The organism is Spirosoma koreense (assembly GCF_054777875.1).
Genome location: NZ_BAAHAC010000002.1, coordinates 342,976 through 368,666, shown reverse-complemented (window position 1 = coordinate 368,666; position 25,691 = coordinate 342,976). Strand labels below are relative to the sequence as shown.

General features: G+C 50.6%; 24 protein-coding genes. 11 read left to right on the top strand and 13 right to left on the bottom strand.

Annotation, left to right across the window (positions count from 1 at the left end; translation table 11 throughout):
• Nucleotides 1-27: 27 nt before the first annotated feature.
• Nucleotides 28-747: a pyridoxine 5'-phosphate synthase gene (locus ACYVC2_RS02195; RefSeq protein WP_461100641.1), complete on the bottom strand. Its 720-nt coding sequence runs from the start codon at nucleotides 745-747 to the stop codon at nucleotides 28-30.
• A gap of 133 nt (nucleotides 748-880) precedes the next feature.
• On the opposite strand from ACYVC2_RS02195, the gene ACYVC2_RS02190 reads away from it, so the two are divergent.
• From ACYVC2_RS02190 to ACYVC2_RS02175, 4 genes are all read left to right on the top strand, one after another.
• The gene (locus tag ACYVC2_RS02190; protein WP_461100640.1) at nucleotides 881-1,330 is read left to right on the top strand and encodes a GatB/YqeY domain-containing protein; all 450 of its coding nucleotides are present in this window, start codon (nucleotides 881-883) and stop codon (nucleotides 1,328-1,330) included.
• Between the two features lie 76 nt (nucleotides 1,331-1,406).
• On the top strand, nucleotides 1,407-1,973 hold the full coding sequence (locus tag ACYVC2_RS02185; protein ID WP_461100639.1) for a CvpA family protein: 567 nt from the start codon (nucleotides 1,407-1,409) through the stop codon (nucleotides 1,971-1,973).
• A gap of 37 nt (nucleotides 1,974-2,010) precedes the next feature.
• The gene (gene rlmN / locus ACYVC2_RS02180) at nucleotides 2,011-3,057 is read left to right on the top strand and encodes a dual-specificity RNA methyltransferase RlmN (protein ID WP_461100638.1); all 1,047 of its coding nucleotides are present in this window, start codon (nucleotides 2,011-2,013) and stop codon (nucleotides 3,055-3,057) included.
• A 126-nt stretch (nucleotides 3,058-3,183) separates the two neighbouring features.
• Complete coding sequence (locus ACYVC2_RS02175) at nucleotides 3,184-4,605, top strand: inorganic phosphate transporter (RefSeq protein ID WP_461100637.1); 1,422 nt, start codon at nucleotides 3,184-3,186, stop codon at nucleotides 4,603-4,605.
• A gap of 18 nt (nucleotides 4,606-4,623) precedes the next feature.
• On the opposite strand, the gene ACYVC2_RS02170 is transcribed toward ACYVC2_RS02175, so the two are convergent.
• From ACYVC2_RS02170 to ACYVC2_RS02155, 4 genes are all read right to left on the bottom strand, one after another.
• A complete protein-coding gene (locus tag ACYVC2_RS02170) occupies nucleotides 4,624-5,319 on the bottom strand; it encodes a 3-keto-disaccharide hydrolase (RefSeq protein WP_461100636.1) in 696 nt (231 codons plus the stop codon).
• 132 nt (nucleotides 5,320-5,451) lie between these two features.
• Nucleotides 5,452-6,276: a formylglycine-generating enzyme family protein gene (locus ACYVC2_RS02165; RefSeq protein WP_461100635.1), complete on the bottom strand. Its 825-nt coding sequence runs from the start codon at nucleotides 6,274-6,276 to the stop codon at nucleotides 5,452-5,454.
• Between the two features lie 5 nt (nucleotides 6,277-6,281).
• Nucleotides 6,282-8,597: a DUF7133 domain-containing protein gene (locus ACYVC2_RS02160; protein WP_461100634.1), complete on the bottom strand. Its 2,316-nt coding sequence runs from the start codon at nucleotides 8,595-8,597 to the stop codon at nucleotides 6,282-6,284.
• Nucleotides 8,598-8,870: 273 nt separating this feature from the next.
• On the bottom strand, nucleotides 8,871-9,683 hold the full coding sequence (locus ACYVC2_RS02155) for a lysophospholipid acyltransferase family protein (RefSeq protein ID WP_461100633.1): 813 nt from the start codon (nucleotides 9,681-9,683) through the stop codon (nucleotides 8,871-8,873).
• Between the two features lie 282 nt (nucleotides 9,684-9,965).
• On the opposite strand from ACYVC2_RS02155, the gene ACYVC2_RS02150 reads away from it, so the two are divergent.
• Nucleotides 9,966-10,661 carry a porin family protein gene (locus ACYVC2_RS02150; protein ID WP_461100632.1) on the top strand — a complete coding sequence of 232 codons (696 nt, stop codon included), beginning with the start codon at nucleotides 9,966-9,968 and terminating at the stop codon, nucleotides 10,659-10,661.
• 211 nt (nucleotides 10,662-10,872) lie between these two features.
• The gene (locus ACYVC2_RS02145; protein ID WP_461100631.1) at nucleotides 10,873-11,904 is read left to right on the top strand and encodes a fatty acid desaturase; all 1,032 of its coding nucleotides are present in this window, start codon (nucleotides 10,873-10,875) and stop codon (nucleotides 11,902-11,904) included.
• 135 nt (nucleotides 11,905-12,039) lie between these two features.
• On the opposite strand, the gene ACYVC2_RS02140 is transcribed toward ACYVC2_RS02145, so the two are convergent.
• Both ACYVC2_RS02140 and ACYVC2_RS02135 read right to left on the bottom strand, forming a co-directional pair.
• Nucleotides 12,040-14,136, bottom strand: a complete 2,097-nt coding sequence (locus ACYVC2_RS02140) for a protein-disulfide reductase DsbD family protein (protein ID WP_461100630.1) — start codon at nucleotides 14,134-14,136, stop codon at nucleotides 12,040-12,042.
• Between the two features lie 164 nt (nucleotides 14,137-14,300).
• Entirely contained in the window at nucleotides 14,301-15,134 is an 834-nt protein-coding gene (locus tag ACYVC2_RS02135) for a phytanoyl-CoA dioxygenase family protein (protein WP_461100629.1), read from the bottom strand.
• Nucleotides 15,135-15,286: 152 nt separating this feature from the next.
• Here ACYVC2_RS02135 and ACYVC2_RS02130 point away from each other — a divergent pair, with 152 nt between their 5' ends.
• Entirely contained in the window at nucleotides 15,287-16,162 is an 876-nt protein-coding gene (locus ACYVC2_RS02130) for an AraC family transcriptional regulator (RefSeq protein ID WP_461100628.1), read from the top strand.
• 80 nt (nucleotides 16,163-16,242) lie between these two features.
• Here ACYVC2_RS02130 and ACYVC2_RS02125 read toward each other — a convergent pair whose 3' ends face one another.
• Complete coding sequence (locus ACYVC2_RS02125; protein WP_461100627.1) at nucleotides 16,243-16,545, bottom strand: hypothetical protein; 303 nt, start codon at nucleotides 16,543-16,545, stop codon at nucleotides 16,243-16,245.
• A gap of 291 nt (nucleotides 16,546-16,836) precedes the next feature.
• Between ACYVC2_RS02125 and ACYVC2_RS02120 the strand changes: the two genes are divergently transcribed.
• The 4 genes from ACYVC2_RS02120 (at nucleotide 16,837) to ACYVC2_RS02105 (ending at nucleotide 20,013) form a co-directional block, all read left to right on the top strand.
• On the top strand, nucleotides 16,837-18,129 hold the full coding sequence (locus ACYVC2_RS02120; RefSeq protein WP_461100626.1) for a serine hydroxymethyltransferase: 1,293 nt from the start codon (nucleotides 16,837-16,839) through the stop codon (nucleotides 18,127-18,129).
• Nucleotides 18,130-18,221: 92 nt separating this feature from the next.
• Nucleotides 18,222-19,079, top strand: coding sequence for a twin-arginine translocase subunit TatC (tatC, locus tag ACYVC2_RS02115; protein WP_461100625.1), 858 nt, complete (start codon nucleotides 18,222-18,224; stop codon nucleotides 19,077-19,079).
• A gap of 88 nt (nucleotides 19,080-19,167) precedes the next feature.
• A complete protein-coding gene (locus ACYVC2_RS02110; protein ID WP_461100624.1) occupies nucleotides 19,168-19,791 on the top strand; it encodes a Uma2 family endonuclease in 624 nt (207 codons plus the stop codon).
• A 3-nt stretch (nucleotides 19,792-19,794) separates the two neighbouring features.
• Nucleotides 19,795-20,013 (top strand): hypothetical protein, encoded by a 219-nt coding sequence (locus ACYVC2_RS02105; RefSeq protein WP_461100623.1) that lies wholly within the window; start codon nucleotides 19,795-19,797, stop codon nucleotides 20,011-20,013.
• Between the two features lie 30 nt (nucleotides 20,014-20,043).
• Here the strand turns inward: ACYVC2_RS02105 and ACYVC2_RS02100 are convergent, their stop codons facing one another.
• The 5 genes from ACYVC2_RS02100 to ACYVC2_RS02080 all read right to left on the bottom strand — a co-directional run bounded on the left by ACYVC2_RS02100 (nucleotide 20,044) and on the right by ACYVC2_RS02080 (nucleotide 25,667).
• Entirely contained in the window at nucleotides 20,044-21,387 is a 1,344-nt protein-coding gene (locus tag ACYVC2_RS02100; protein WP_461100622.1) for a DUF58 domain-containing protein, read from the bottom strand.
• Entirely contained in the window at nucleotides 21,384-22,205 is an 822-nt protein-coding gene (locus ACYVC2_RS02095) for a tetratricopeptide repeat protein (protein WP_461100621.1), read from the bottom strand. The genes ACYVC2_RS02100 and ACYVC2_RS02095 overlap by 4 nt, the downstream gene beginning before the upstream one ends.
• The gene (locus tag ACYVC2_RS02090; RefSeq protein ID WP_461100620.1) at nucleotides 22,202-23,344 is read right to left on the bottom strand and encodes a hypothetical protein; all 1,143 of its coding nucleotides are present in this window, start codon (nucleotides 23,342-23,344) and stop codon (nucleotides 22,202-22,204) included. The genes ACYVC2_RS02095 and ACYVC2_RS02090 overlap by 4 nt, the downstream gene beginning before the upstream one ends.
• Nucleotides 23,345-23,376: 32 nt before the next feature.
• Nucleotides 23,377-24,351, bottom strand: a complete 975-nt coding sequence (locus ACYVC2_RS02085) for an AAA family ATPase (protein WP_461100619.1) — start codon at nucleotides 24,349-24,351, stop codon at nucleotides 23,377-23,379.
• Nucleotides 24,352-24,470: 119 nt separating this feature from the next.
• Nucleotides 24,471-25,667, bottom strand: a complete 1,197-nt coding sequence (locus ACYVC2_RS02080) for a DUF4350 domain-containing protein (protein WP_461100618.1) — start codon at nucleotides 25,665-25,667, stop codon at nucleotides 24,471-24,473.
• Nucleotides 25,668-25,691: the final 24 nt, after the last annotated feature.

The following is a 25,691-nucleotide window of genomic DNA, read 5'->3' as shown; positions in this document are numbered from 1 at the left end:
GGTCAATAAATAGTTCTGAAAATCAGATCAATCCTGGTTCAGACAGCGCAGATACATCTGTATCGTATTGTCCAGGCCGTAATAAAGCGCATCGCAGATGAGCGCGTGGCCGATCGAAACCTCCTGTAAATTAGGAACTTGCTCGTCGAAAAAGCGTAAGTTTTCCAGACTCAGATCGTGACCGGCATTCAGGCCCAGACCCAGTTCGTTGGCCCGTTGCGCGGCCCGGACAAACGGAGCTACGGCCGCTTCGCGGTTGCTGTCATATTGGGCTGCATAGGGTTCGGTATAAAGTTCGATCCGGTCGGTGCCGACCGCTTTCGCACCTTCTACCATCCGTTCGTCGGCATCGACAAAGATCGATACACGGATACCGTCGGCTTTGAACGTATCCACCAACTGGCGCAGATGATCCGCGTGGCGAACCGTGTCCCAGCCAGCATTGGACGTAATGGCGTCGGGTGCATCAGGCACGAGAGTCACCTGAGTAGGTTTCACTCGTTTGACCAGTTCGATAAACCGCTCATCCGGATTACCCTCAATATTGAACTCAGTTGTGACGACTTCCTTTAAATCCAGCACGTCCTGGTAGCGAATGTGTCGTTCATCAGGACGCGGGTGTACGGTAATGCCCTGGGCACCAAACCGCTCGCAGTCGAGCGCGACTTTCACAAGATCCGGGTTATTACCACCCCGCGCGTTTCGAAGGGTAGCAATTTTATTGATATTGACGGATAAGCGAGTCATTTGGGTAATGAATAATGAGTAATGTACAATGAACAGTGACTGGTTTCTTAACTTTGCCGAACCGGTGATGGTTCATCGGTCAATAACCAATCCCGCATTATCAATTCTGCTTTCTACATTATTCATTACTGCAATGGCTCTAAAACAACAAATTGACGCCGATATTAAACAGGCTATGCTGGCCAAAGATCAGGACAAACTCCGCGCGCTGCGGGCCGTGAAGTCGATGATTCTGCTCGAAGAAACGAAAGAAGGCCAGTCCGGCGAGTTAAAACCTGAAGACGAAACCCGTATTCTGACCAAAGCCGTGAAGCAGCGGAAAGATTCGGCCGACATCTATCGGCAGCAGAACCGCGCGGATTTGCTGGCCGTTGAAGAAGCCGAGATTGCGGTTATCGAGCAGTATTTGCCCAAACAACTATCGGACGACGAACTGAAGGAAAAATTGCAGGCCATCATTTCCCGCGTAGGCGCATCGGCTCCTTCAGACATGGGCAAAGTGATGGGCGTGGCTACGAAAGAACTGGCCGGCCAGGCCGACGGGAAAGCCATCTCAGCGATGGTAAAAACGCTATTGGCGTAGCGGGCAGGGCAGAGGGGGACGGGCGCGGGGTTATCCTGCCCCATGCCCTCTGCCCCATGCCCTCTGCCCTTACCCCATGAACACACTCGACTTACTCATGCTCATTCCCTTAGCCTGGGGTGCTTTCAACGGCTATCGCAAAGGTCTCCTGGTCGAGATCGTTGCGGTGATTGCCTTTGTGGTAGCTATGATCGTCGGGTTTAAATTTCTGGCATTCGGTATCGATCTGCTGAGCCCCTACATCAGCCGCGAACTGGCCCGAAAAATTCTTCCCTGGCTGGGTTTTTCGGTGATTTTCTTTCCGACCGTATTCATGATCAACCAGATGGGTATGGCCATCCGCCGATCATTGAAATATACGCTGCTGGGTACCTTCGATAGCCTGGCGGGCGCTATGGTTGGTCTTTTTACCTGGATCTTTGGAATTAGTGTTATCCTTTGGTTGTTAAGCTATATGGGCGTGAAAATGCCTCCTCGCCAGACAGAAAGTGCCTTCCTGTACCCATACATTCGGCCCATTGCGCCCATCGTAATGGACAAAGCTGCCGTCTGGGTTCCCAAAGGGCTTGAAGCGGGCAAGAGATGGCAAAGTACTATTGATCGTCCCGGCCAGCCAACTGAACTAGTACCGGCCGCCAATTGAGGAAGACATAGCTGACCAGGACGGTCGGCACTACCGTATGAAACAAGACATCCGTAAGGTATCCGTTCCACAGTTGAAAGACTGGCTTTCGCAGCAGGGCGAACAAGGGTTTCGGGCAAAGCAGATTCACGAATGGCTGTGGAAAAAAGCGGCCCTGTCGTTTGATCAGATGACCAACCTGTCCCGCTCGACCCGGGAATTGCTCGACACCCATTTTGAAATTCGGCCGCTGACGGTCGATCAGCAGCAACGAAGCAGCGATGGGACCATCAAATCCTCATTCCGGCTGTTCGATGGCAATTTAGTCGAAGGCGTGTTGATTCCCGCTCTGCGTAACGACGACATGGACCGCATGACCGCCTGCGTATCCAGTCAGGTGGGCTGTTCGCTGACATGTAAATTCTGCGCGACTGGCTACATGGACCGAAAACGAAACCTCGATGCCGCCGAAATTTACGACCAGGTGGTAGCCATCGACCGTCAGGCAAAAGAAAACTACGATGTCCCGCTCTCGAACATTGTTTACATGGGCATGGGCGAACCTTTGCTGAATTACAAAAATGTACTGGAATCGGTGGATCGGATTACCTCGCCCGACGGGTTGGGGATGTCGCCCAAACGGATTACGGTTTCGACGGCGGGCATCGCTAAAATGATTCGGCAACTGGGCGACGATGCAGTCAAATTCAATCTGGCTCTGTCGCTTCACGCAGCCAACGACCAGAAGCGCGATCAGATCATGCCGATCAACGAGAGTAATACACTGGAGGCATTGGGCGATGCGCTCGGCTATTTCTACCGGAAAACCGGTACCCGAATTACATTCGAATATATCCTCTTCTATAATTTTAACGATACCCCGCAAGACGCCCTGGAACTCTGGAAGTTTACCAAGCGTGTGCCGGCTAAAGTGAACATTATTGAATATAACCCTATTGCCGAAGCTAATTTCAAAAATACGGACCCACAAACGCTGGATAAATTTGCTGGTTTTCTGGATAGCAAAGGCGTGACGGTCAATGTTCGCCGAAGCCGAGGAAAAGACATCGACGCGGCCTGCGGTCAGTTGGCAGGCAAAAAGTAGAGATGCAACGGATTACATCTCTACTTAACAATTTGATAACACTGCTATGTATAGTTTGACGTACTTTTGTGGCAATCATTGGCTTACAGACCAATTGTTCGTCATCTTACAGAAGCTACCCCACCTATGTTTGGATTAGAAACGGATGTTTTTATCCTCCTCTTCATCAGCCTCTTCGCTGCTTGTGCCTTCGAATTTGTCAATGGTTTTCACGACACCGCCAACGCTGTTGCAACAGTTATATACACCAATTCGCTAAAGCCGACCATCGCCGTTGTATGGTCCGGTATCTGCAATTTCACGGGCGTTTTGCTGGGCGGTATCGGCGTCGCCATGGGGATTGTCAACCTGCTACCGGTCGAACTGCTGGTCGATCAGAATGTGTACCACAGTGTGGCCATGGTGCTGGCATTGCTGCTAAGCGCTATTATCTGGAACCTGGGTACCTGGTATTTTGGGATTCCAAGCTCAAGTTCGCACACGCTTATCGGGTCGATTCTGGGTGTAGGACTCGCTTTCTCGACGCTACCAGACAATAAAACCGGCTCTGCCGTTAACTGGGATAAAGCCATAGAAACCGGCGAAGCGCTACTGTTGTCGCCCTTGCTTGGTTTTAGCCTGGCCATCGTCCTGATGTTTATTCTGCGCCGACTGGTAGCCGAAGATGTGAAGGCGCAGCTTTTCAAGGAACCAAAAAAGAATAGCGAACCACCTACCTGGATTCGGAGCATCCTGATTGCCACCTGCTCACTGGTTAGTTTCTTTCATGGGAGCAACGACGGACAAAAGGGGGTTGGCCTCATCATGTTGATCCTGATTGGGGTCGTACCCTTTCATTTCGCCGTAAAAGCCGACCTCGACCCGCGTCTGATGCAGGCGAATATTGCCGGCATCGAACAAACTATTGCCGTACTGAACCCACAACAGTTATCGTCGGCCAACCGGGACCGGCTTACGAGAACCCGTACTGAATTGAGCGAACTGAAAGCCCTGATCAGCGGTCCGCTGGTAGATAATAAAATCCCAAATGAAAAGCGGCTCGATGTTCGGCGCGACTTACTGCTGATCAACAGCAATATGAATAAGATAGTGGCTGACGAAGGCGCTAACCTGAGCGCAAACCAACTGTCGGTGCTGAACCGTAGCCTTAGCGAGGAGCATGGCTTACGTCGGTTTACGGACTATGCGCCTTTCTGGGTTATTCTGATGATTGCGCTCTCGCTGGGGCTGGGTACTATGATCGGCTGGCGCCGGATCGTGGTAACGGTGGGCGAGAAAATTGGTAAACAACATTTGACCTACGCACAGGGAGCTTCGGCCGAGCTGGTAGCCGCCACTATGATCGGCCTGGCGTCGTGGCTGAAACTGCCGGTGAGTACGACGCACGTTCTGTCGTCGGGTATTGCCGGAAGTATGGTGGCCAGCAAGGGGGTTAAAAACCTGCAGGCTTCTACGATCCGGAACATTGCCCTGGCCTGGGTGCTTACACTGCCCGTTTCGATATTGCTCGCTTTTACGCTCTATTTGTTTTTCCGCTGGATTCTGTAACGTGGACGGTCGGCCGCGCTACAACTCTTTAATCGCAATATTCCGGAAGCGGTGAGCGGCACCAGGTTTCCAGGAACCCGCCATGTTAAAGGCTTTGGCGTCTTCGGAATAGACAGCCGACCAATGGGCCTGTAAGCCGATCATGCCCGTGGTGGCACCGGCAATAAAATCATTGGCAGGTTCGGTGACTTCCCACATCTGTTCACCGTTTACCCACAACGTAATGCGGGGAATATCGCCTTCCATTCGAATGCGAAACGAATTCCAGTCGCCCGCTTTCCAGACACCGGCAATGCGTTCGGCATGCGCGCCTTTACTGACGTTCATGCGTTCGCCCAGCAGGTCGCCTAGCCCACCGGGCGTGGCCAGCTCGATCTGGTAAGCCGCTCCGCTTTCGGTAGAACGAATGAAGATGCCCCCATTGCAGAACGAGTCGATTTTTGCTTCCAGGTACAGTTCGAAGTTTCCGTATTGCTTATTGGTCAGCAAAACGCCACCCTGACCATATGGGTGCTGCTTGAGGGTAATGACACCGTCTTCCACGTAAAAATTGCCCGTCGTACCCTGGTGCGAGGTTCGGCTGGTATGCCATCCCGTTAGGTTTTTGCCGTTAAACAGAGGGGTGAAGCCAACTGGAATCCGACGGGTCTGTGCAGGAGCCGGGTTCACAAGAAGTGAAAGAAGCAAAATGCTGAGTAAGGTCAATCTTGTCATGATGCTGTAGCTGAATGAATTCTTTCCTGTCATGCTGACAAGGAAGCACCTTAAGCTAATCGAACAATGTAGTCTGAAAATTCTGAGATGCTTCCTTCGTCAGCATGACAATTTCGCTCATTGATGAGGTGATTATTTAACTTCCATAAATACCCGAAAGCCAACATCCCAGCCATTTCCCGGCCCGGCCGCGTGGGTCATGTAGGTTGCGTTCTTGACGTCGCCCATAAACGAAGCGCCTTTCAGAACGTGCTGACTTCCTGAACGGGGGGGAGTCGGGTCGGCGAAGATTTTTTCGTTGTAGTGATCCTGAACCCACTCCCAGACATTCCCCAGCATGTCGTACAGCCCCCAGGCATTCGGGGCTTTCTGTCCTACTTTACCGGTAGTTTTGCCGCCCATCTGTGCTGATGCCTGAATGTCTTTCCAGGAAATGTCGCCCTGCGCGCCCGCTCGAGCTGCGTATTCCCACTCGAATTCAGTAGGCAATCGATAGCGGTGATCCTTATCGAGTGCATTGAGTTTCTTCAGGAATGTTTGCGTATCCTGCCAGGTAACCTGTTCAACCGGATGCTGATCAGCGTCATCGCTAACCTTATCGCCCTGAAAAGTCGACGGGTTGGCGTTCATTACCCGTTTCCACTGCGCCTGCGTGACCTCATATTTGCCAAGGTAATACGGTCGGCTGATCCTGACCTGAAAACCGGGTTGGGCATCCCGTTTAACCAGATTTTCGGCAAGCTGATAATCCTGTGGTCCCCAGACGGCGCCAGTGTTGGCAGAGGTTGTCTGGGGCGGTTTAGGGTAAGGGGGCTGAAAGGTACCGACGACCATGTTTCCGGGATGAATCAGGACGAATTCCATACCGATGGGATTTGTGAAAACGGGCGACTGAGCGAAGATTTTGGTCGCGAAAAGGAGCAGGTAAATAAACAAAATCCTTATAACGGCAGGCATAGTACTTACTTATTGGGTTTACTCCAGTTTGTTCGTTCGGCGCGACCCAATTTGAAAATTTCCAGTTCCTGTTGTGTCATACCACCCGGAATCACCGGTGTAGTCGCACGTACATCGGCCACTTCGTTGGGCGTAACCACTGAAGCCCTGTTGCCCAGTTCACTGCTATTGCGGATATAACTAAGGACAGACGCGATCCATTTATCATCGTTGCTACCCATGGCAGGCATCAGATCTGTATAGGTTTTACCGTCGAGCGGACCTTTCGTGCCGTTTAACAACAGCTGAATAATCAGGGTTTTGTCGCCCCGCACCCGTGGCGAACCAACGAGCGGGGGAGCAGGCATTTGCTTACCGCCCATCGTGATTCCTTTTCCATCGGGGCCATGGCAGGTTGCGCAGAGTTGCTTGAAGATAGTGGCTCCCTTGGTGACCAACTCCCGGTCGGCAGGGCTGAGGTTGCGGGTTCGTTCCAGCTCAGCCTGCTGCATTTTCTGCGTTTCGGCGAAGGTGGCGAACGAAAACTGCATGAGCTCATTCTGCGGATTAGCCGCCAGTAAGTCGTTTACAAGTGCTACTGTTCGTGGTGTTTTATGATTTCGAAGAGAAAGAGCCAGTTGAATGCGCACATCCGCACTTGGATCGTCCTTGAGCGTTGCCAGTTGGTCGATCATGGCCAAATCTTTTTTCTTCAGGAAAGCCTCACTGATCCAGACGGCGGTTTTTCGGACCTGAGCGGAAGTATCAGTAAAGGCTTTAAAAAGCGTAGGCTTGTCGATAGCTTCCAGGCCTTCCAGCGTCCACAAAGCGTGGATGCGGGCCAGCGGGCTGGGGGCCTTCGTTAGAGACGCTTTTTCACCAAGAGCAATTTGCTTTAAGGCCGGAACAACGGATTGATCGTTTCGGACGATGAGCAGCATTTGCGCATTATCCCGCCACCAGCCATTCGGATGATCAAGATAATTGACCAGTTGACTGCTCGGTTCATTGAGCATATTCGGGCGACGGGTATCGCGCTTGAAACCGTCGTGAACCACGCGGTAGATACGGCCCATTCCCCGATTTTTATACAATCCTTTCTGCTGAATGACAGTGCCTAAATACGAGCCGGGTTTTGTCCATTCGCTTTCCTGAATGATGCCGTGGTACATATCGACGATGTAAAAGCAGCCATCGGGTCCTGTATATGTATTGATAGGACGAAAATTCATGTCGGCCGAGGCAAGCCAGTCTTTCTGTTTATATGCATCCTGAATATAAACCTTGCCGTTACGGTTGAGGACTTTACCCCGCTTGATGATACGCCCCACGGGTTCTGCGATAAAGTAATCGCCCTGCATATCGGCGGGCAACCGGTCGCCCCGGAAAATAGACTGGCCACAACCCGACGTGAACTTATGCAGCGTATTGTCTTCCTTTCGCAGCGCTTCGCGCCCACCCTGCGCATCGACATTGCCGATTATAGGCCAGGGTTGGGTAAACTCTTCGGCGTACTGATCCGTAAAGTTCAATGCGCCATAAGCCGGGTTCTGCTGAATCTGCACGGCTGGTAAGCCCGGCCCTGCTTCGGAATAAAATAAACGACCGTAATTATCACTCGTCATTCCCCACTGTCCAATCATGTTATCGACAAGCGTATCGGCAATCAGTTTACCATTTTTGTATTTATACCGGAGGTTGTCGCGCGTAGGGTAAATCCAGTTATCCAGATTCCACAATAAGCCACCGTTCTGGTGTTCCAGGTTTCGGGAATCCAGCGCATCGTTTTTGAAAACGATTTTTTTCTCATCCGCTTTCCCATCGCCGTTCGTATCCCGGTAGCTCCAGATATGCTGAACATTGGTGATGCCTACCAGCAACTGATCGCCAACGGGCAGAATGACGCGGGGCAACACCAGGCTATCGACGAAAATCGTCGATTTATCCATTCTCCCGTCGCCATCGGTGTCCTCCAGTCGCTTGATACGGCTAGTCGGTTCGTACTCTCCGCTGGCGTTGGCATCTTTCATGTACGTATTCATTTCGGCTACATACAGCCGGCCGTTGCCGTCCCATGCCAACGCGACCGGCTCCTGAATCATGGGTTCGCTGGCGACCAGCTCGACATGGAAACCCGGCGGTAGCTGCATTTTTTTGATGCTGGCTTCGGGCGACAAGGGATCGACGGGTGGGTTGGTATCCTGTACTACGCGCGCAAAATCCTGTCCGGATGAGGTCCTGTACGAGTTATTGCAACCGGATGCTAATTGGCTAAAAACCAATAAACAGGTGGCCAAGCGAGTAAGTCCAAGCCTTGTTTCCGAATCGATAGGTAAGACCATTGCGGTTCCTGTTAGATGAGGTTTCTGCTACTTGAGACTGTTACTGAAGCTGCATGGATAGAATTGTCTTAACAAATGGCCCAATCGCTTTCTGTATACTACCTTAATACCTGAACGGTGGGTTTCTACTACAACTCATGGAGGGAGTCGACCGCGCATTCTGCAACCTGTTCACTAAGCAGAATTATTCTGGCTAATGTATGGCTGCCCCGATACGGCTCCGGCGTATTAGTTAATCAGGCTCGATTGCTTAGAGTCGAAAAGAAACTGCCCTCAACTCTGCTCTTGTGCCCATTCCGGAGCATCCTGCTCGATGGCATGTCGGACTTTGGCGATGATGTCGTCGATCGTATCGTCTGGGCCGTACTGGAGCGGAGCCTTAAACTGAACTGTCAACAGCGTATTCCTTTTTTTGAATCGTAACCCCTTTTTGTCGAAAGCCCGCCGGAATCCGTTGATAACGACCGGTACGACGATGGGTTCGTTGTTTTTAACGAGGTGGCCCGTGCCCTTCCGAACCGGCGCGTAGGGGGTGGTGGTGCCCTGCGGAAAGCTAACGACCCAGCCGTGAGCCAGTGCTTTGGCAATTTTATCGTTAGCCGTCGTATCGACCGCTCGCTGAACTTCACGCCCATCGGCCCGCCAGGAGCGCTCTATTGTCAATGCTCCGGCTGCTGCCAGCACACGCGGAACAAATCCTTTCTTCATTGTTTCAGAGGCTGCTACGTAATACTGTCGGGCGCGGGGACCGAATAAATAAACAGGTGGCACCATTGTGTTCTGAAACCCCCATTTCACGGCGCAGAAAATGTGAAAGAATGCAATCACATCCGCAAAATAGGTCTGATGATTCGACAGGAACAGAACATTATTGATGGGCAGATTTTCCAGATTTTCGGTGCCTTCGATCTGAATACGATTAACAACCGTGTAGCGTGCATACGTCAGCCAGCCGACAAGGCCGATCAGGAATCGTCTGACAAACAGTGAACTGCCGAATGGGTCACACTCAAACAAACCCAGTATATCCAACGGCATCAGAAACTTGGGTAGGTAACTGAATTTGGTTGGCTTGATATACTTCATCGTTCGGTTAAGAGTCGTAGGTAATCGGTAAAGTTAAAAGACGGCTTCAATGTTTTCAAGAAAAAATATAACTGGCTGATTGCCAGACTGCGGGTTTCAGGTCGTAGGCATTTTCACGTGTAATCCGATATACCGAATGCAAATTTTTTTAAGCCTGATTAATCCTTTCAGGTTATCTGTTCTCTAACCAACAGGTTTGACACTAATAAACTACTTCGCCTATTGCCGACAGTCTACACAATTAAGTTCAGGTCTTTTCCAATCCATTTTCTCATCAATACCATGAAACGAATTGTGCTTGCCGGTGCTCTTGCTTTAGTCAGTCTGATCGGTTCTCAAACTTCTTTCGCGCAGGTTCAGGTCGGCTTTCGGGCGGGTGCCAACTGGGGCTTTGCTTCTAAACCCGATTATCTGGGGAGCCTGACCCCCGCTTTCCATCCGTCCGCCGGACCGACGGGCGCTATTTTTCTGGACATTCCGCTCAGTGATCGGGTGTCGTTCCGCCCCGAAGTCGCTTATGTGCAAAAAGGCATTTCGATCAAACAGAGCATTGATTTTAACGTAGGCGGATTCAATCTGCCGCTGGGGGCCACGATGTCCTACCAGTCACAGCATATCGAGATTCCGTTGCTGGCCAAATTTAACCTGAGCGATGGTCCCGTACAACCTTACCTGCTTCTTGGCCCGGCCGTAAGCTACGCCGTCGATGGGAGAATTCGTACTCGTGCTACGGCTCTTATTACAACCCAGCCTATAGATATAGACGTCAATTACGGCGGGTCACTGAGCCGCTGGGATGTCGGTGCCGTTGGTGGATTAGGACTGGCCATGGATGCCGGCGCCGGTAAATTTTTCATTGAGGGCCGCTACACCCAAGGCTTTACCCGGCAAATACAGGTGCCGGTTGTAAACGTAAACGTTCGTAACCGGGGTGTTGCTGTGTCGCTGGGGTATTCGTTCCCAATCGGAGGATACTAAGGACCTGGGTGCTGTCCTGCAAAACCTTATTATAATTTTGTTGAATCAACCTGAATCGGTAAAGGCGAAGCTAGTAAGCTTCGCCTTTCTTGTTGAGCTAAAATAGGATTAAAAACAGAGATTTTTCGGTTAATGACTTGCTATTACCAGTTGGAATTGTGTTAATTTTACTGTTCGTTAATCACCGGACTTGTCCTGCGACACCTCATTTATGGCAAAATTCACTGATTTTGTTCGTTCGAACGCTTCCGAACCTCATCGCATTCGTACCCGACAAATTCTCAAATCACATCCCGAGATCAAAAAACTGATCGGCCAGAAAAACCCGACGACCTTCTGGGTGATCCTGGGCTGCGTGTCGATGATGGTCGGTATGGCTTACCTGGTACACGATCAATCGTGGTGGGTTGTGGTGGCGGCTGCCTGGTTTATTGGGGCCTTCCCAGCGCACACGCTGTTCGTCTGCATACATGAAGCAGCCCACAATCTGATTTTCCGCAAGCCGACGGCAAACGCCTGGGCTGCTATTTTTGCTAACCTCCCAACCGTATTTCCAACGGCGCTGTCGTTCAAGAATTTTCATATCAAGCATCATGCCTTCCAGGGTGTGCATGAACTGGATGCCGATCTGCCCGACTGGTATGAAGCGAAGCTAATCAATAATTACGCGATCGGTAAAGCTGTCTGGTTGCTCTTCTTTCCCATTTTTCAGGCGATTCGGACCATTCGCTGCCGCGAACTGGCGGTCATCGACAAATGGGTAGCCGCCAATATTGTCGTTCAACTGGCGTTTGATGTACTGGTTGTTGCGTTGTTCGGCTGGAAAGCGCTGATTTTCCTGCTGCTGTGTTTGTTTTTCTCGGTAGGGCTGCATCCGCTGGGTGCCCGCTGGATTCAGGAGCATTACCTGACGCTCGATCCGGAACAGGAAACCTACAGCTATTATGGACAACTGAACGGAGTAAACCTGAACGTGGGCTTTCACAATGAGCACCATGATTTTCCGTCGATTCCCTGGAATAAGTTGCCGGAGCTTAAGAAATCGGCCCCTGAATACTACGATACGCTAAAATACCACACGTCTTACGTCCGTTTGTTCTTCCGCTTTTTATTCGACCAGGAGATCTCACTTTACTCGCGGATTGTACGTAAAGAACGTGGCCGGGTAACTGTAGCCGATCAGTCTAAACCAGATATCGAGCTAGTCCAGTCGCAGGCTATCCCAACGGAAGTAGCGGCCTAAATCGAAATGACCAAAAAAATCCCCGCCAGCATCTGGCGGGGATTTTTTTTATGGTAGAGTTTGGCGGTTAGTAGCGCGGTTGGAAACCCACAATTTCGGGCTACTAACTGCGGGTTTCCATCTGCGCTACTAAGTTCAGAACTTCGCCTTTCCCGAATCCAGAAAGGCCACAAAATTCGCTACATCGCGGTCGTAGTTTTTAGGTGGAACGAGCAATGAACCGTCGCTCTTGACCAGGCAATAATGCGGCTGGGCGTTGTTATTATACTTCGTTATCTGCAAGTCAGCGTTTTGCGCACCGATCGTCTTTTTTACTTTTTGATCGTATGAAGACGTATACCAGTCGGCTTCGGGTAGCTCGGTTTTATCGTCTACGTAAAGCGCCAGTACAACAAAATCATTCTGAAGGCGCGACAGCACCGCTGGGTCCGACCAGACACGTGCTTCCATTTCGCGGCAATTCACGCAGCCGTGGCCCGTAAAGTCAATGAAAACGGGCTTGTTCACTTTCTTCGCGTACGCCAAAGCTTGTTTGTAGTCGAAGAAGCCTTCCAGTTGATGGGGCAAGTGAAACAGATTGGCATATTTGATGCTTTCAGCAATTCGATTTTCTGGCTTTAGCCCTCGGCCCTCGGTCCGGTACAGATTGAAATCCTGCGAGGCTTCAGGAGGCAAATAGCCCGAAAGCGCTTTCAATGGTGCGCCCCATAAGCCCGGAATCATGTAAACGACGAATGAGAATGTAACGATCGCCAATAATAATTTCTGTACGCTAATGGATTTGACTTCGCTATCGTGCGGCAATCGAAGTTTACCCAGGAAATAAAAACCGATCAACGAAAAAATCACGATCCAGATCGAAAGAAAAACTTCCCGGTCGAGTAAGTTCCAGTGATATACCTGATCGGCAACACTCAGAAACTTCAACGCCAGCGCCAACTCCAGAAAGCCCAGCACCACTTTCACCGAGTTGAGCCAGCCGCCCGAGCGAGGTAAGTTTTTGAGCCACTGCGGAAAAGCGGCAAACAGCGTAAACGGAATGGCAAAAGCCGATGAAAAAGCGGCCATGCCCAGAATCGGCTTGACGACTTCGCCCCCCGCCGACGCTACCAGCAGGCTGCCTACGATCGGGCCTGTGCAGGAGAAAGAAACCAGAACGAGGGTGAAGGCCATAAAGAAAATGCCCAGAATACCACCCTGCTCAGAGCGAGCATCCGCTCGGTTGATGAGTGAATTAGGGAGTACAATCTCGAAAAGACCCAAAAACGATAAGCCGAAAACAAAGAATACCAGGAAGAAAAGCACATTGGGTAACCAGTGTGTACTGACGAAATTCGCAAAAGCCGGTCCGTTGATGCGCGACACTACGGTGCCAACGAGTACATAAATGCCGATGATAAACGCGCCGTAGAGAAACGCTTTCCACTGCCCACCCTGTTGGTTGGTAAAAAAGCTAACCGTTGCCGGAATAATTGGGAAGACACAGGGCGTCAGCAATGCTACTAAGCCCGACAGAAAAGCGGCCAGCATAAACCCCAGTAAAGACCCGCCCGATCCTGTTGCGGTTTCATCCAAGGCTATTACGGGACTTTTAACCGTTTCAGTGAGGGTCGGTCTGGCTTGTTTGGGCGTCTCCGCGGTAGTAGCTGAAGCAGTGGTCGGCGTCGAAGCTGTAACAGCCGTTTCAGCAACTGGAGCACTGGTGGCCGACGAGGCTTGAGGTACTGAGGCTACAGCCGTAGTAAGGGCAGCGGGAGCCGAAACCGTTAATCCTGAGATGACAAAATCTTCATTGCCCGGTATACACTGCCCGTCTTTATCGGTACAGACCTGGTAGTCGATATTTCCTTCCAGGAAGGGCTTATCGCTGAGGAGTTTGATCCGCTGTGTAAACTGGGCTGGCCCGTGCATCAGGTAAGTGTCACCCTCGAAGGCTTCTTCGTATTTGGTTTCTACCTTGCTGACAGGCTTCGGTTTGCCAACCAGTTCATAGGTTTTGTTTTCGTTAAACTTGATGACCGTTGGCAGCGGACCGTCGATTTTAGGGTTGACATCCGATGAGTAGATGTGATAGCCAGCCTGAATAGCTGCTGTGAAACGAAGCTCAACGACATCGCCGACTTTAGCGGCTGATTTAGCCGGCTTGTAGGACCAGGTGACTGGTTTCAAAATCTGAGCCGACGTGGCCAGCGGTAGCAAAAGCCACACGATTAGCCTAAGAATTGATTTCATACCGCTTCGGGTAAGTGTTGGTTTGCTTGATGAACAGAAATTCAACAAAAATATTTCCATAAAAACGAATAGTCGATAGATGTTCGTCGGAGAGGGGCAAAAGTCCGCGAAAACCGACCTCCTCCTGACGAACACCTGCCGACCACCGACAGATGAGAAACTGACTAATAACTGAACAAGATCGGATTCGACTCATCCTCTGGCTTGCTGCCGATAGGAGCGTTGTTAAGCCATTTGGCATGATCGGCTAGCTGATAATGATTGCGGGGCGGCATGATAATCTGATCCTTATCCATGTAAATCATGGTCATCACCTTGCGCGGCCGGTCGGAAACGTTCGGCCCGGCCCGGTGAAACGTCCAGCCCGCATGATAGCTGACCTCGCCAAGCTCGAAGGGGGTGTCGTTGAGGGGGAGATTCTGTTTGCGTAGTTCGGCATCGAGTACTTCTTCGCTTTCATCACTAATCTCGATGTCGCGGCCAATCTCAACGTGCTGACTACCTTCAGCGAACGCCAGTGGCCCCATTTCCATCGGCGTATCCTGGAGCGGAATCCAGACGGTAACCGTATTTGGCGAGGCTAGTGGCCAATAAAACTGATCAGCGTGCCAGGGCGTAATGCCACCCGACGGTTCTTTGTAGAGTGCCTGATCATGGTAAAGCCGCACGCCCTGAACCCCCATCAGGTCCGCTGCTATGTTGGCCAGACGTTTGGAAAAGACAAATTCTTTTGCCTGCTCGTCTTCCCGCCACAGGTTCATGATCTGTAGAAAGGCTCGTTCGTAAGTCGAGCGTTCCTCCATGGGTTTGGTAAGCGTATTGAGCCGAAAAACCAGATCCGTCAGTATGGTTCCGTAATGATCCAGTACCTCCGGACTCAGTACATGCTTTAATTTAACATAACCGTTCTGACGGTAAAAAGCGATTGCTTCCGACGGCACCGAATAATGATTATTCAGCTCCTGGAGCAGGATTTCTTTATGAACAATGGCTTCCATTGATAAATACGACGGTTAACGATCAGGTAGATGAATTAGACAAAAGTAGTCTGATTCATACGGAATAGCGCACAGGAAATTAGCGGTTTTGTGTGTAATTTTGATGACTTTTTAGCGAAAGCATCAAACTAGGGATCAAAATAGCACACCTCTTGAAAGCACTCTTTGAAAAAATAGTTGTGCGGGAGCAAAGCTCGCTGTTGGTTCGTCGGTTTGCCTTGCCTTACTTCGATGCACCCTGGCACTATCATCCAGAATATGAGCTGACGTATATCGTAAAAGGTACCGGGCAACGGTTTGTTGGCGACCATGTAGAATCTTTCAAAGCAGGCGACCTCGTGCTGCTGGGGCCAAATTTACCCCACTTCTGGCGCAGCGACGACGAGTTGATCCCGGAGAATCCGGCCCCAAAGGCCGAGTCGATCGTCGTGCAGTTTCCCGCCGAATTTAAGGAAAGCGGCATAGTCAGTGCACCCGAAGCCAACGCCGTTCACCAACTTCTCGACCGGGCTCGTCATGGCGTTTGTTTCAGTGCTGCCGCCGGGCAAGCAGTGGCTGGGCAGCTGGAACAGCTAGTACTCAGGACGGGCTTTCGGCAGTTACTTGGTTTGCTGGCTATTCTCGACCAGTTAGTCGACGACACCGAAGCCTACCTGCTGGCGAGCGATGGCTACCAACTGGCAACGGGCATGGCCGATACCGAGCGCATGCAGCGGATTCTGACGTTTATCTTAGCCAATTTCAAAGACGAAATCCGGGTTGACGAAATTGCGTCGATAGCGGGTATGACTCCTGCCGCTTTCTGTCGGTATTTTAAGACCCGAACCCGAAAAACTTTCGTTGAATACCTAAATGGCTTGCGGATCGGACACGCCCGGAAACTGCTTACCAGCGCTACCATGAGCATCGGCCAAGTGGCTCTGGAATGCGGGTATAACAATAGTTCACATTTTCACCGGCAGTTTAAAATTCACACCGGTATGACGCCGTTACGCTATCAATCGGCACTAAACCAATTTAGTTTTTAAGGGGCTCCTCGTTGGTATAAATCACTACGCCCTAACAAAAAGGGAGCTCATACCATAAGCTCCCCGAACAATCATATTCGTTAGCGCCAGTGACCTTCGACCCAGACCGGGCCTCGGCGGGATTGTTGCCAATGGCCCGGTGCCCAGGCAGAATAACGGGCTGGGGCAACCTGGTAATGGCCATTGACCCAGATATAATTGCGTCCCCGCCGGACATAATGGCCAGGAATCCAGGCATGGCGGGCAGAAGGAGCCGCCGGAATAACTTCGACGCGAGCAGGTGGTGGCCCCTGTACGGTAGTGCGGCTTGTAGTGGTACAGGAAGAAAGTAGGGCTGAGAAGAATAAGCCTGCCAAGGCTACTAGTTTGATTGGCGTTTTCATAGCGTTAGTTAATTAGGTTCGACGAGTGCTCAGGCCCGATCCACTGAATCAATGCCTAAGAAAAGCCGTTATTGTCTGTAAGATGACTCGACTAGCTGAAGGTTTAATCGGAGGCCATGAGAGACTAGCCCGCAGCTAGCCCAGGTCGGGCTTAGTTTTGTCGGATTTGGCCGCAAAATCTTCTACATCTTATGTACCTTTGTGTAGTTGTTCGGCTGTTCTTCAGTTTGTTTGCGCAGACATCGACTCAAGCGGATAGCCGACACCCAACTAAATAAACCGATCATATCGATGACTACCGTCACTACTACCACCCGCGATACGCAGGTGTTTGACCTGATAGCCAAAGAACAACACCGGCAGGAGTCCGGCATTGAATTAATCGCTTCCGAAAACTTCGTGTCGCCCGCCGTCATGGAAGCCGCCGGGAGCGTTCTAACCAATAAATACGCTGAAGGGTTGCCCGGCAAACGGTACTATGGCGGTTGTGAAGTGGTCGATCAGATTGAGCAAATTGCCATTGACCGGGCTAAAGAGCTTTTCGGAGCTACGTGGGTCAATGTGCAGCCGCACTCGGGGGCACAAGCCAATACGGCTGTGTTTCTGGCATGTCTGCAACCGGGCGATACGATCCTGGGTTTCAATCTATCGCACGGTGGGCACCTGACGCACGGTTCACCCGTGAATATATCGGGGAAATATTTCCGCCCTACATTCTACGGTGTTGAAAAAGAGACGGGGGTTATCAACTACGATGTGGTCGAAGAAACGGCCAGACGCGAACGGCCCAAAATGCTGATCTGTGGTGCTTCGGCCTACAGCCGCGATTGGGATTATGCCCGCCTGCGTGCCATCGCCGACGAAGTGGGAGCATTGTTACTGGCGGATGTTTCGCACCCGGCCGGCCTGATTGCCAAAGGGTTATTAAACGATCCACTGGCTTATGCCCATATCGTCACGACTACGACGCATAAAACTTTACGTGGTACACGTGGGGGGATCATCATGATGCGGAATGATTTCGAAAACCCATTCGGTATCAAAACCCCAAAGGGAGAAACCCGTCTGATGTCGTCGTTACTGGATTCGGGCGTGTTTCCGGGTACGCAGGGCGGCCCACTGGAACACATCATTGCCGCCAAAGCCATCGGTTTCGGCGAAGCGCTGAGCGAGGATTTCTACGACTACGCCGTTCAGGTGAAAGCCAATGCCCAGGCAATGGCCAAAGCATTCCTAAGCCGCGGGTACGAAATTATTTCGGGCGGTACCGACAACCACCTGATGCTGATCGACCTGCGGTCGAAAGGGTTGACAGGAAAGCTGGCCGAAAATACGCTGATCAAAGCCGATATCACAATCAACAAAAACATGGTTCCGTTCGATGACAAGTCGCCGATGGTGACCTCGGGTATTCGGGTCGGAACGGCGGCTATGACTACGCGCGGCCTGAAAGAATCGGACATGGAGCAGATCGTCGTATATATCGACAAAGTGCTGATGAATCACGACAACGAAGCCACTTTGTCAACCGTTAAAGAAGAAATTAACGAGTGGATGAAAGCATTTCCGCTCTACAAAAGTTAATCGTGAATGGCAGAGTGAGTGAATGAGCGAATGGACTTACCGGAACGTTTTTTATTCACTCATTTACTTATTCACTCATTCTCAATTAAGCAATGCCACTCGACCAACTGACTGACGAAGAAATTGATTCCGAAGGGAAGGAAATGTCCTTTTTGGATCACCTGGAAGAACTACGCTGGCACATTATCCGAGCTGTCGGAGCCATTCTGGTATTTGCTATCCTTGCCTTTATTTACATTGAAGAAATTTTTGATATCGTCATCATGGGGCCTAAAAATCCCAATTTCTGGACGTATCGAATGATGTGTAAACTGGCGGATGTCACGGGTTATAGGGACCTATGCGTTACGAAGCTGAACTTCGAGCTACAGTCGCTCGGCGTATCAGATCAGTTTACAATGGCCATGACCTCGGCAGCTATTATCGGACTTTGTTTCGCTTTCCCCTACGCCTTCTGGGAGTTGTGGCGGTTTATAAAACCGGGTTTGCGCATAGAAGAGAAAAATGCTGCTCGTGGTGCCGTATTTTTCGTTTCGATGTTATTTCTGCTGGGTTTGTTCTTCGGCTATTTCATCGTATCGCCACTGGCCATCAATTTTCTGGCGAACTTTCAGATTACCCCTGAAATCAAAAACCAGTTCGATATTACATCGTACATCGGTATACTTGTCACCCTTTCGTTGGGCTGTGCTCTGATCTTCCAGATGCCTATGGTGGCGTTCGTTCTCTCGAAAGTGGGAGTACTAACGCCAAAATTCATGCGCGAATACCGTAAGCATGCCTGGATCGTTATTTTGATAGTAGCCGGTGTCATAACACCTTCGCCGGATATTTATAGTCAGGTGCTGGTTGCTTTGCCGCTGGCTATGCTCTACGAAGTCAGTATTATCGTGTCGGGGCGTATCGAGAAGCAGCGAATAAAAGCGCATGAAGACTTAATGAAATCGTAATGAACTAGTCAATCGTAAGCCCTTTCTTCGGAAAGGGCTTTTTGTTCTCTAGTGGGTCCGACTATATTTACTAAAAAGCAGATGACGTATGCAGGCTCTGGAAAAAATACAGCTGAGGGATGAGCAGGTAGAGACGCTTGAGCGGGGAGGATTGGTTGCTATTCCAGCATCGTGGGAAGAGTTTGAGGACTTTTTGACGGAAACCAATTACCAGGCTGAATACTATAACGGCCAGATTATACTAATGGGCCTAGCCACGTTTATCCACGAACTTTTAGTTAGCCAGCTGATTTATCTGCTGAAAGGCTTTTATTTGGGGAAACCCTACTATGTAGCGGGTAGTAACGCAGGGATAAGAAAAGAAGGTGAAAAAGGGCATTATAATGCCGACGTACTGGTTATTAAAGACAGACCTGTTTACCAGAAAGGCTCTCAGTCAATTATTGCTAACCCCTATCTTATTGTCGAAGTCCTGTCGGAATCGACACTCAATTACGACTTGGGTGCTAAACGCCGGAAATACGAACAAATCGATTCGCTTCAGGAGATCATATTTGTTGACCCACTTGACCGCGAAGTAATCGTGTGCCGCCGGACAGAAAAAGTTAACGTTTGGACAGAAACCCTGTACACGTCACCGGATGAACCCGTTAGTATCGACGGTTTTGAGTTAACGCTGAAAGAAATTTTTGCCAATTTACCCGAAGAATAACCAATGCAGTACGATTTTCGAAAATATCATTATCGCTCCATCAATGCCACCAACGACACGGAGCGGGCGGCCATCAATCAGGAGTTGAAAGACCTGTATGCGTCGTTGCCGGACGAAGAGAAAGAAGAGTTCAACCGACAGCTGCAAACCTTTCTAGCCAAGGAAATGGGTCGCTTAAAGTCTAATTACGAATCGGTAAAAGGAAGTTTAGGCGATAATTGATGTCTGGGCGATTTTACCGTAGCAAACTTATCAGATCATTCCCCGCGCTTTTAATTCCAGGTACTTATTCACCGTATTGGCCGTCAGATTTTGCGGAGCGGTCAGGATAGTCTGAATGCCGTACTGCGTCAATTCCTTCACGATCTGCTTTTTCTCAAAGGAAAATTTTTCACCGATCGTCTGGATATAAATCGCTTCAGTATCGGCAGCGGGTTGGTCGAGCAGGGCGCGAAGCTCGGTATTCTCGAAGAAAATGACCAGCAGCAGATGATCTTTGGCCAGCCGACGCAGATAAGGTAATTGGCGACGCATGCCGCTCAGGGTTTCGAAATTGGTAAAAAGCAATAGCAGACTTCGCTGGCGGATATGCGCCCGAACGCTGGCGTACAAACTCTCGTAGTCCGTCTCCAGAAAACGAGTGCGCTGCCGGTAAAGGAGTTCTAGTATCTTGAGCATATGCCCGGAACGACGATCGGCGGGTAGCAGTTGGCCGATATGATCCGAGAAGGTCAGAATGCCGGCCCGATCCTGCTTTATCAAAGCAATGTTACTCAGAACCAGGCTGGCATTGATGGCATAGTCGAGCAGTGTCAGGCCTTCGAATGGGGATTGCATAACCCGGCCCTTGTCGATCAGGCAATAAACTGGCTGAGAACGCTCATCCTGGTAAGCATTGATCATCAGGGCCGTATCCTGAGCGGCTCGCCGGGAAGTCGCTTTCCAGTTGATGGTTCGAATATCGTCTCCGGTCGTATACGGTCGTACCTGCTCGAATTCCATGCTGTGACCAATGCGTCGGATACGCTTAATGCCAATCTCGTTCAGCCGGTTGGTGACGGCCAGTAGTTCGTACTGCCGCATCTGCAGAAAGGATGGATAAACGGCAACCGTTTTGCCCTGTTCAAACTGATACCGGCGTTTGAGCAGCCCCAGGGGCGATAACACGAATATATTTACTGCTCCAAAACTGTACATACCCCGGCGGGTAGGCCGTAATTCGTAGCGAATGGCCCGCGTCTCGCGCGGAGCCAACCCAGCCCGAAATAAAACATCGCGTCGCTGAAACTGAAAGGGAATTTCGTCGATGACTTCTACATCTGCCCGAAACGGGTATCGGCTCTCGAGGTAGATCGTCAGTGGATTTTCATCACCGTTCGATAGGCGCTCGGGTAATTCCCGGCGGGCGAAAAAACCATCTCTCGTACGAAACAGGAGCCAGCTGTCTAAACCGATCAGGAGGACAAAAACTGCGAAGGCTATCTGCGCCAGCGGAAACAGAAGCGGAAACGCGTAGGCCGCAATGAACAACAGTACGATCGTGATGAACACGAACCACAGCCGGGTTGAGACGAAGAGCGGGCGTAGAAAAGTCAACGGATTTTGTTCTTTAAAGTGGCAAGAGCCTCGTCGATCTCTGGCTCATAGATTGGGTTATAGTCGTCTTCCTGATAATCGCCAGTTCGTTCAGCGCGTAGTGCTTTGAAGAAGAAGGAAGCATCGTCAAAAGCCATTCGAGCTTCATCGAATCGATTGAGTTGTCGCAGCGCGCGGCCGCGATGGTACTGCACCAATGCACTACGACCGAAATTTTGAGCGGCTTTGTCCAGATCGGCCAGGGCTTTCTGGGGCTGCTGCGTTGCCAGATAACTCACTGCCCGACTCACGAAATGACGGTAATTGACCCATTCCGATCCGTGTTTGCTGGATAAAGAGTCGATGCCTATCGAAAACTGTTCAATAGCTTTTGCATACTTGCCGAGACCACGGTAAGCCAGCCCACGCATGTAACTGACCGGATTATGGCTAATGATATCATCGAATCGGGGCGTCAGGGCATCATAGGCATCGAGGTGGCGAAGTGCACGAGGATAGTCGTGCAGCCTCGCCAGATAAAACTCGCCGACCATGCCGTGTTCTTTAGGAAACTGCGCGGCTGTTTTTTCCAGCCATGAAGCGGCCGCTTCGTAGTCATTCTGCCAGAAGTAGTGGAACGCCAGCTGGCGATAATTCTGGGCGCTGGCGGCTAACGTATCCAGTCGAAGCTTTTCCCGGCCGGGTGCGGAAAAAAAAAGCGGTTCAGTCCGTCGATTTGCCCGCAGCAGCGAAGTCGTAGCCGTCAAAAAGCGTTCGCCATCAGGTTGTGCCGTCACGAAAAGCGGTAAAAGAAGGAGCAGCCAGCACAGTCGATTCATGGTAGAATATCCGTTAAACAGCCATCTTTTAGGCGAAACGTCAGAGAAACGATGGCATCGCGTGCGCGTGTATCCAGATTGTCAGCTTCCTGAGTGGAAGCGCTGGGAACCACCCAATTCTGGCAAATTGCCAGTAGTTGTTTCGTAATCCGGTTATCGAATGTCTTCGGGCAGTAATCCTCGTCAAAGCTGCTCAGCTCGAAGCGACCGCGTTCGCCCTGACAATTAATGACAAATTGCACCCTGATTAGTCCTGATTCGCCTGACTGATCGACGGCCCGGTAATACTGGCTAAAGAGCTGGGTGATATCGTAGCGCTCAAGTCCGTGCGTTAGTGACGTCCAGCCGCTTCTGAAGCAGTTGGTGCAAGTCTGAAAACCGCTGGAACGGCATGAGTCGGCTGTACTTAAGTTTCTGACCTGCTGAAACGTTTCCGTTGCCACAGAATAGCCGTTCCAGCCGATAGCCCGTAGCTGCTTTGCGGTTAGCCCACTGACCTGCCATATCGATTTGTAGTCGCCGTCTCGATCGAGCCGATTTCCCCGAATGACCAGAAATACGGATTTCCCGAAACGCGCTAATTGCCAGAAATGAGTCGTATGTTCTTTCGTTATCGGGTTTTCTACCTCTGCCTGACCATTTGCATAAAGATAAACGATCTGGTGGGCTGACTGCCAGACAGACCCGCTCAACTGCCGGAACGCCTTGGCTGAATCAATAGGTATAGGGGTAAACCGACGGAAAAGCATAGGGTAATTAGTGCCGATTCGGAGTAGATCACCCTGGACCGTAACTAGCCCGCGCGCGAAGCGAACAGTGTCCAGCCGTACGCTCCCCCCATTGGCAGACCAGGTGGCCGTGTGTTCCCGGGCCGACCCATCGATCAGGCCCAGATGATAGGTACTGTCTGGCTCGAGCTGGATATAAGCGGGTAGAGCACAATAGAAATGGACATCCCATTCAGTATGAACGCCGATCCAGGTCCCCACCAGTTGAGCTGGATCCTGTGCCCGGAGGAGCATGGGCTGGATAATGAATAATGTACAATGAATAATGAACAACGCATGCGTAAATCGGTACAACCCCGAACCTGAAGGTTCAGGGTTGCTCTTGACCGCTTTGTGTACTGCACTGTTCATCGTTTATATTGCCATTAATCAATATTCACTCGTCATCGGGGAACTTCTATTTTTTTTACCAGTTGCTCAATGACTTCGTCGGTTGAAGTTCCTTCCATTTCCCGCTCCGGCGTAAGCAGTACCCGATGACGCAATACGGGAGCGGCCAGCTCCTGCACATCTTCGGGCGTAATGAAATCGCGGCCGTTGAGGGTAGCCAGCGCTTTGGCACTGTTCAGCAGCGCCACCGAAGCCCGGGGCGACGCGCCCAGGTAAAGCGATTTATTGGCGCGGGTAGCCTGCACAATCTGTGCGATGTACGCAAACAGTTTATCCTCGATATGTACCTGATGCACCTGAGCCCGTAAAGTCGTCAGTTGATCGGTTGTGAGCACCGCATCGATCGCGTTCAACGCATCGGTCAAATTACGCCGTTTGTGGTGACCACGCAGAATATCGACCTCTTCGTCTGCAGTAGGGTAAGATACCACAATTTTGAATAGAAACCGATCGAGCTGGGCTTCGGGCAGCCGATACGTGCCTTCCTGCTCAATGGGGTTCTGGGTGGCCAGTACCATAAACGGCTCTTCCAGATGATAGGTGACGCCATCGTTGGTTACTTGCCGCTCTTCCATTACTTCGAACAGGGCAGCCTGCGTTTTCGCCGGAGCGCGGTTAATTTCATCGATCAGAACGATGTGAGAAAAAATGGGTCCCTGCCGAAAGGTAAAATCACCGGTTTTGGGCATGAAAACGGAGGTTCCCAACACGTCGGATGGCATCAGATCGGGGGTAAACTGAATTCGGCTGAAGTCTACCGATATCGTTTTGGCCAGTAGTTTGGCCGTTAGGGTTTTAGCCACGCCTGGTACGCCCTCGATGAGCACGTGTCCATCGGCAAGTAGCGCCGTTAGCAGCAGATCGACCATTTGCTGCTGACCAATGATCACCTTACCCACTTCAGTGCGAATCGCATCAACTGCTGTTTTGAGCGCAGTAAGGTCTAACCGGGAATCGAATGTTTCCATAATATACGTCTGAACCGCATCGGCGGCCCGGCAGGATTTTTATGATTTCATCTGACCGACCTTGATTTTAAAATTCAGCTTTCGCAGAAAGTAGCTTAACTCAAAGTCAATCAGCAAAATCACAAAAATCCTGGTTCAGATAGATGTTTAAAGTTTTGTATAGCCTGGTTCAGCGTCAGCAAATCGAATTCAGAAAACGAGATGTTGCGTTGGGCTTCCCGCAGAAGCCGAACCAGATCGGTGGCTTCTGCCGGCGTTACCCCACTCTTGCGGGCCAGCGTTTCGGTAAATTCTTTATCTAAAACAGTGGTGTTCAGCCCGTAGCGTTCACGAAGTTCGGCCAAAAAATACTGTATTTTCTTGCGTGTAAGGTTATCGTGTTCATTTTGCAGAAAATACAACCGACCGATCGATTGCACAAAGTCCAGTGAGGTGTTCCTCGGCTGCTCCATTACCGGAATAACCCGCTGGGTTCGTTTGCCGGCAAAGATCGCGTAGACAACCAAACCGAAAACGATCAGGTAATAAGCCCAGTTCAACGCAGGTTGCGAACGAATATACCGAAAAATAGACTGTTGCTCTTCATCGAACCGCCCTTGTTTCTGGTATTCGTCCCAGTAGGTAGGCAAGGGTGGCAAATAAGAAAGAGCCTTGAACGCGTAATCAGAGGTTTTGGTGTCTAATACGTAATAGTTCGTAAATGCCAGTGGTAAGTTGTGGATGAAAAACTGGCCTTTACCGTATTGGACCCGAATGAAGACAGGCTCGCTACGAGCATTACGCCCTAATACGGTAATCTGCCCCGACTCTTTGATGGTCAGGAAATTACGGCCATCGTCGTGAAAAAAATTGTAGCCACTGGTTGTTCGTAGCCGCGGGTTCATAAAATTTTGCCGTAGGGTCGTGTCGGCTTTTGTCGGCGCTTTTTCTTCGGCACTGAACCCGAGTACCGCTCCTAGCGTGTCGGGCAGGCTGTAAGCAGAAACGAAGACGTTGTTGCCGCGTTTTACATAAGCGAGAAGATTGGGAAGTTCATTCCCATCGATCTTAAAATCGTGACATATCAGGACATAATTACCTGGTGTCGGCAATTTTGTTTCCGTCAGAAAATTATAGATCGGTAACCGAACGGTTTTAATCGTCGGCTGATGCATCACACTGGGCAACAACTCGAATAAAGCCTGAGTACCGAACGGAATGGTTTGGTCGTTTCGGTAGGTCGGCGTCCAGTTGATCGGTTTAGGCCGGTAGTACTCAAAGAGCACATAGGCCATTACCGTTGCCAGCAGGATCAGCAGATATTTATTCGGTTTCAAAGCAGGTAAAGGCGGTAAAGTGTA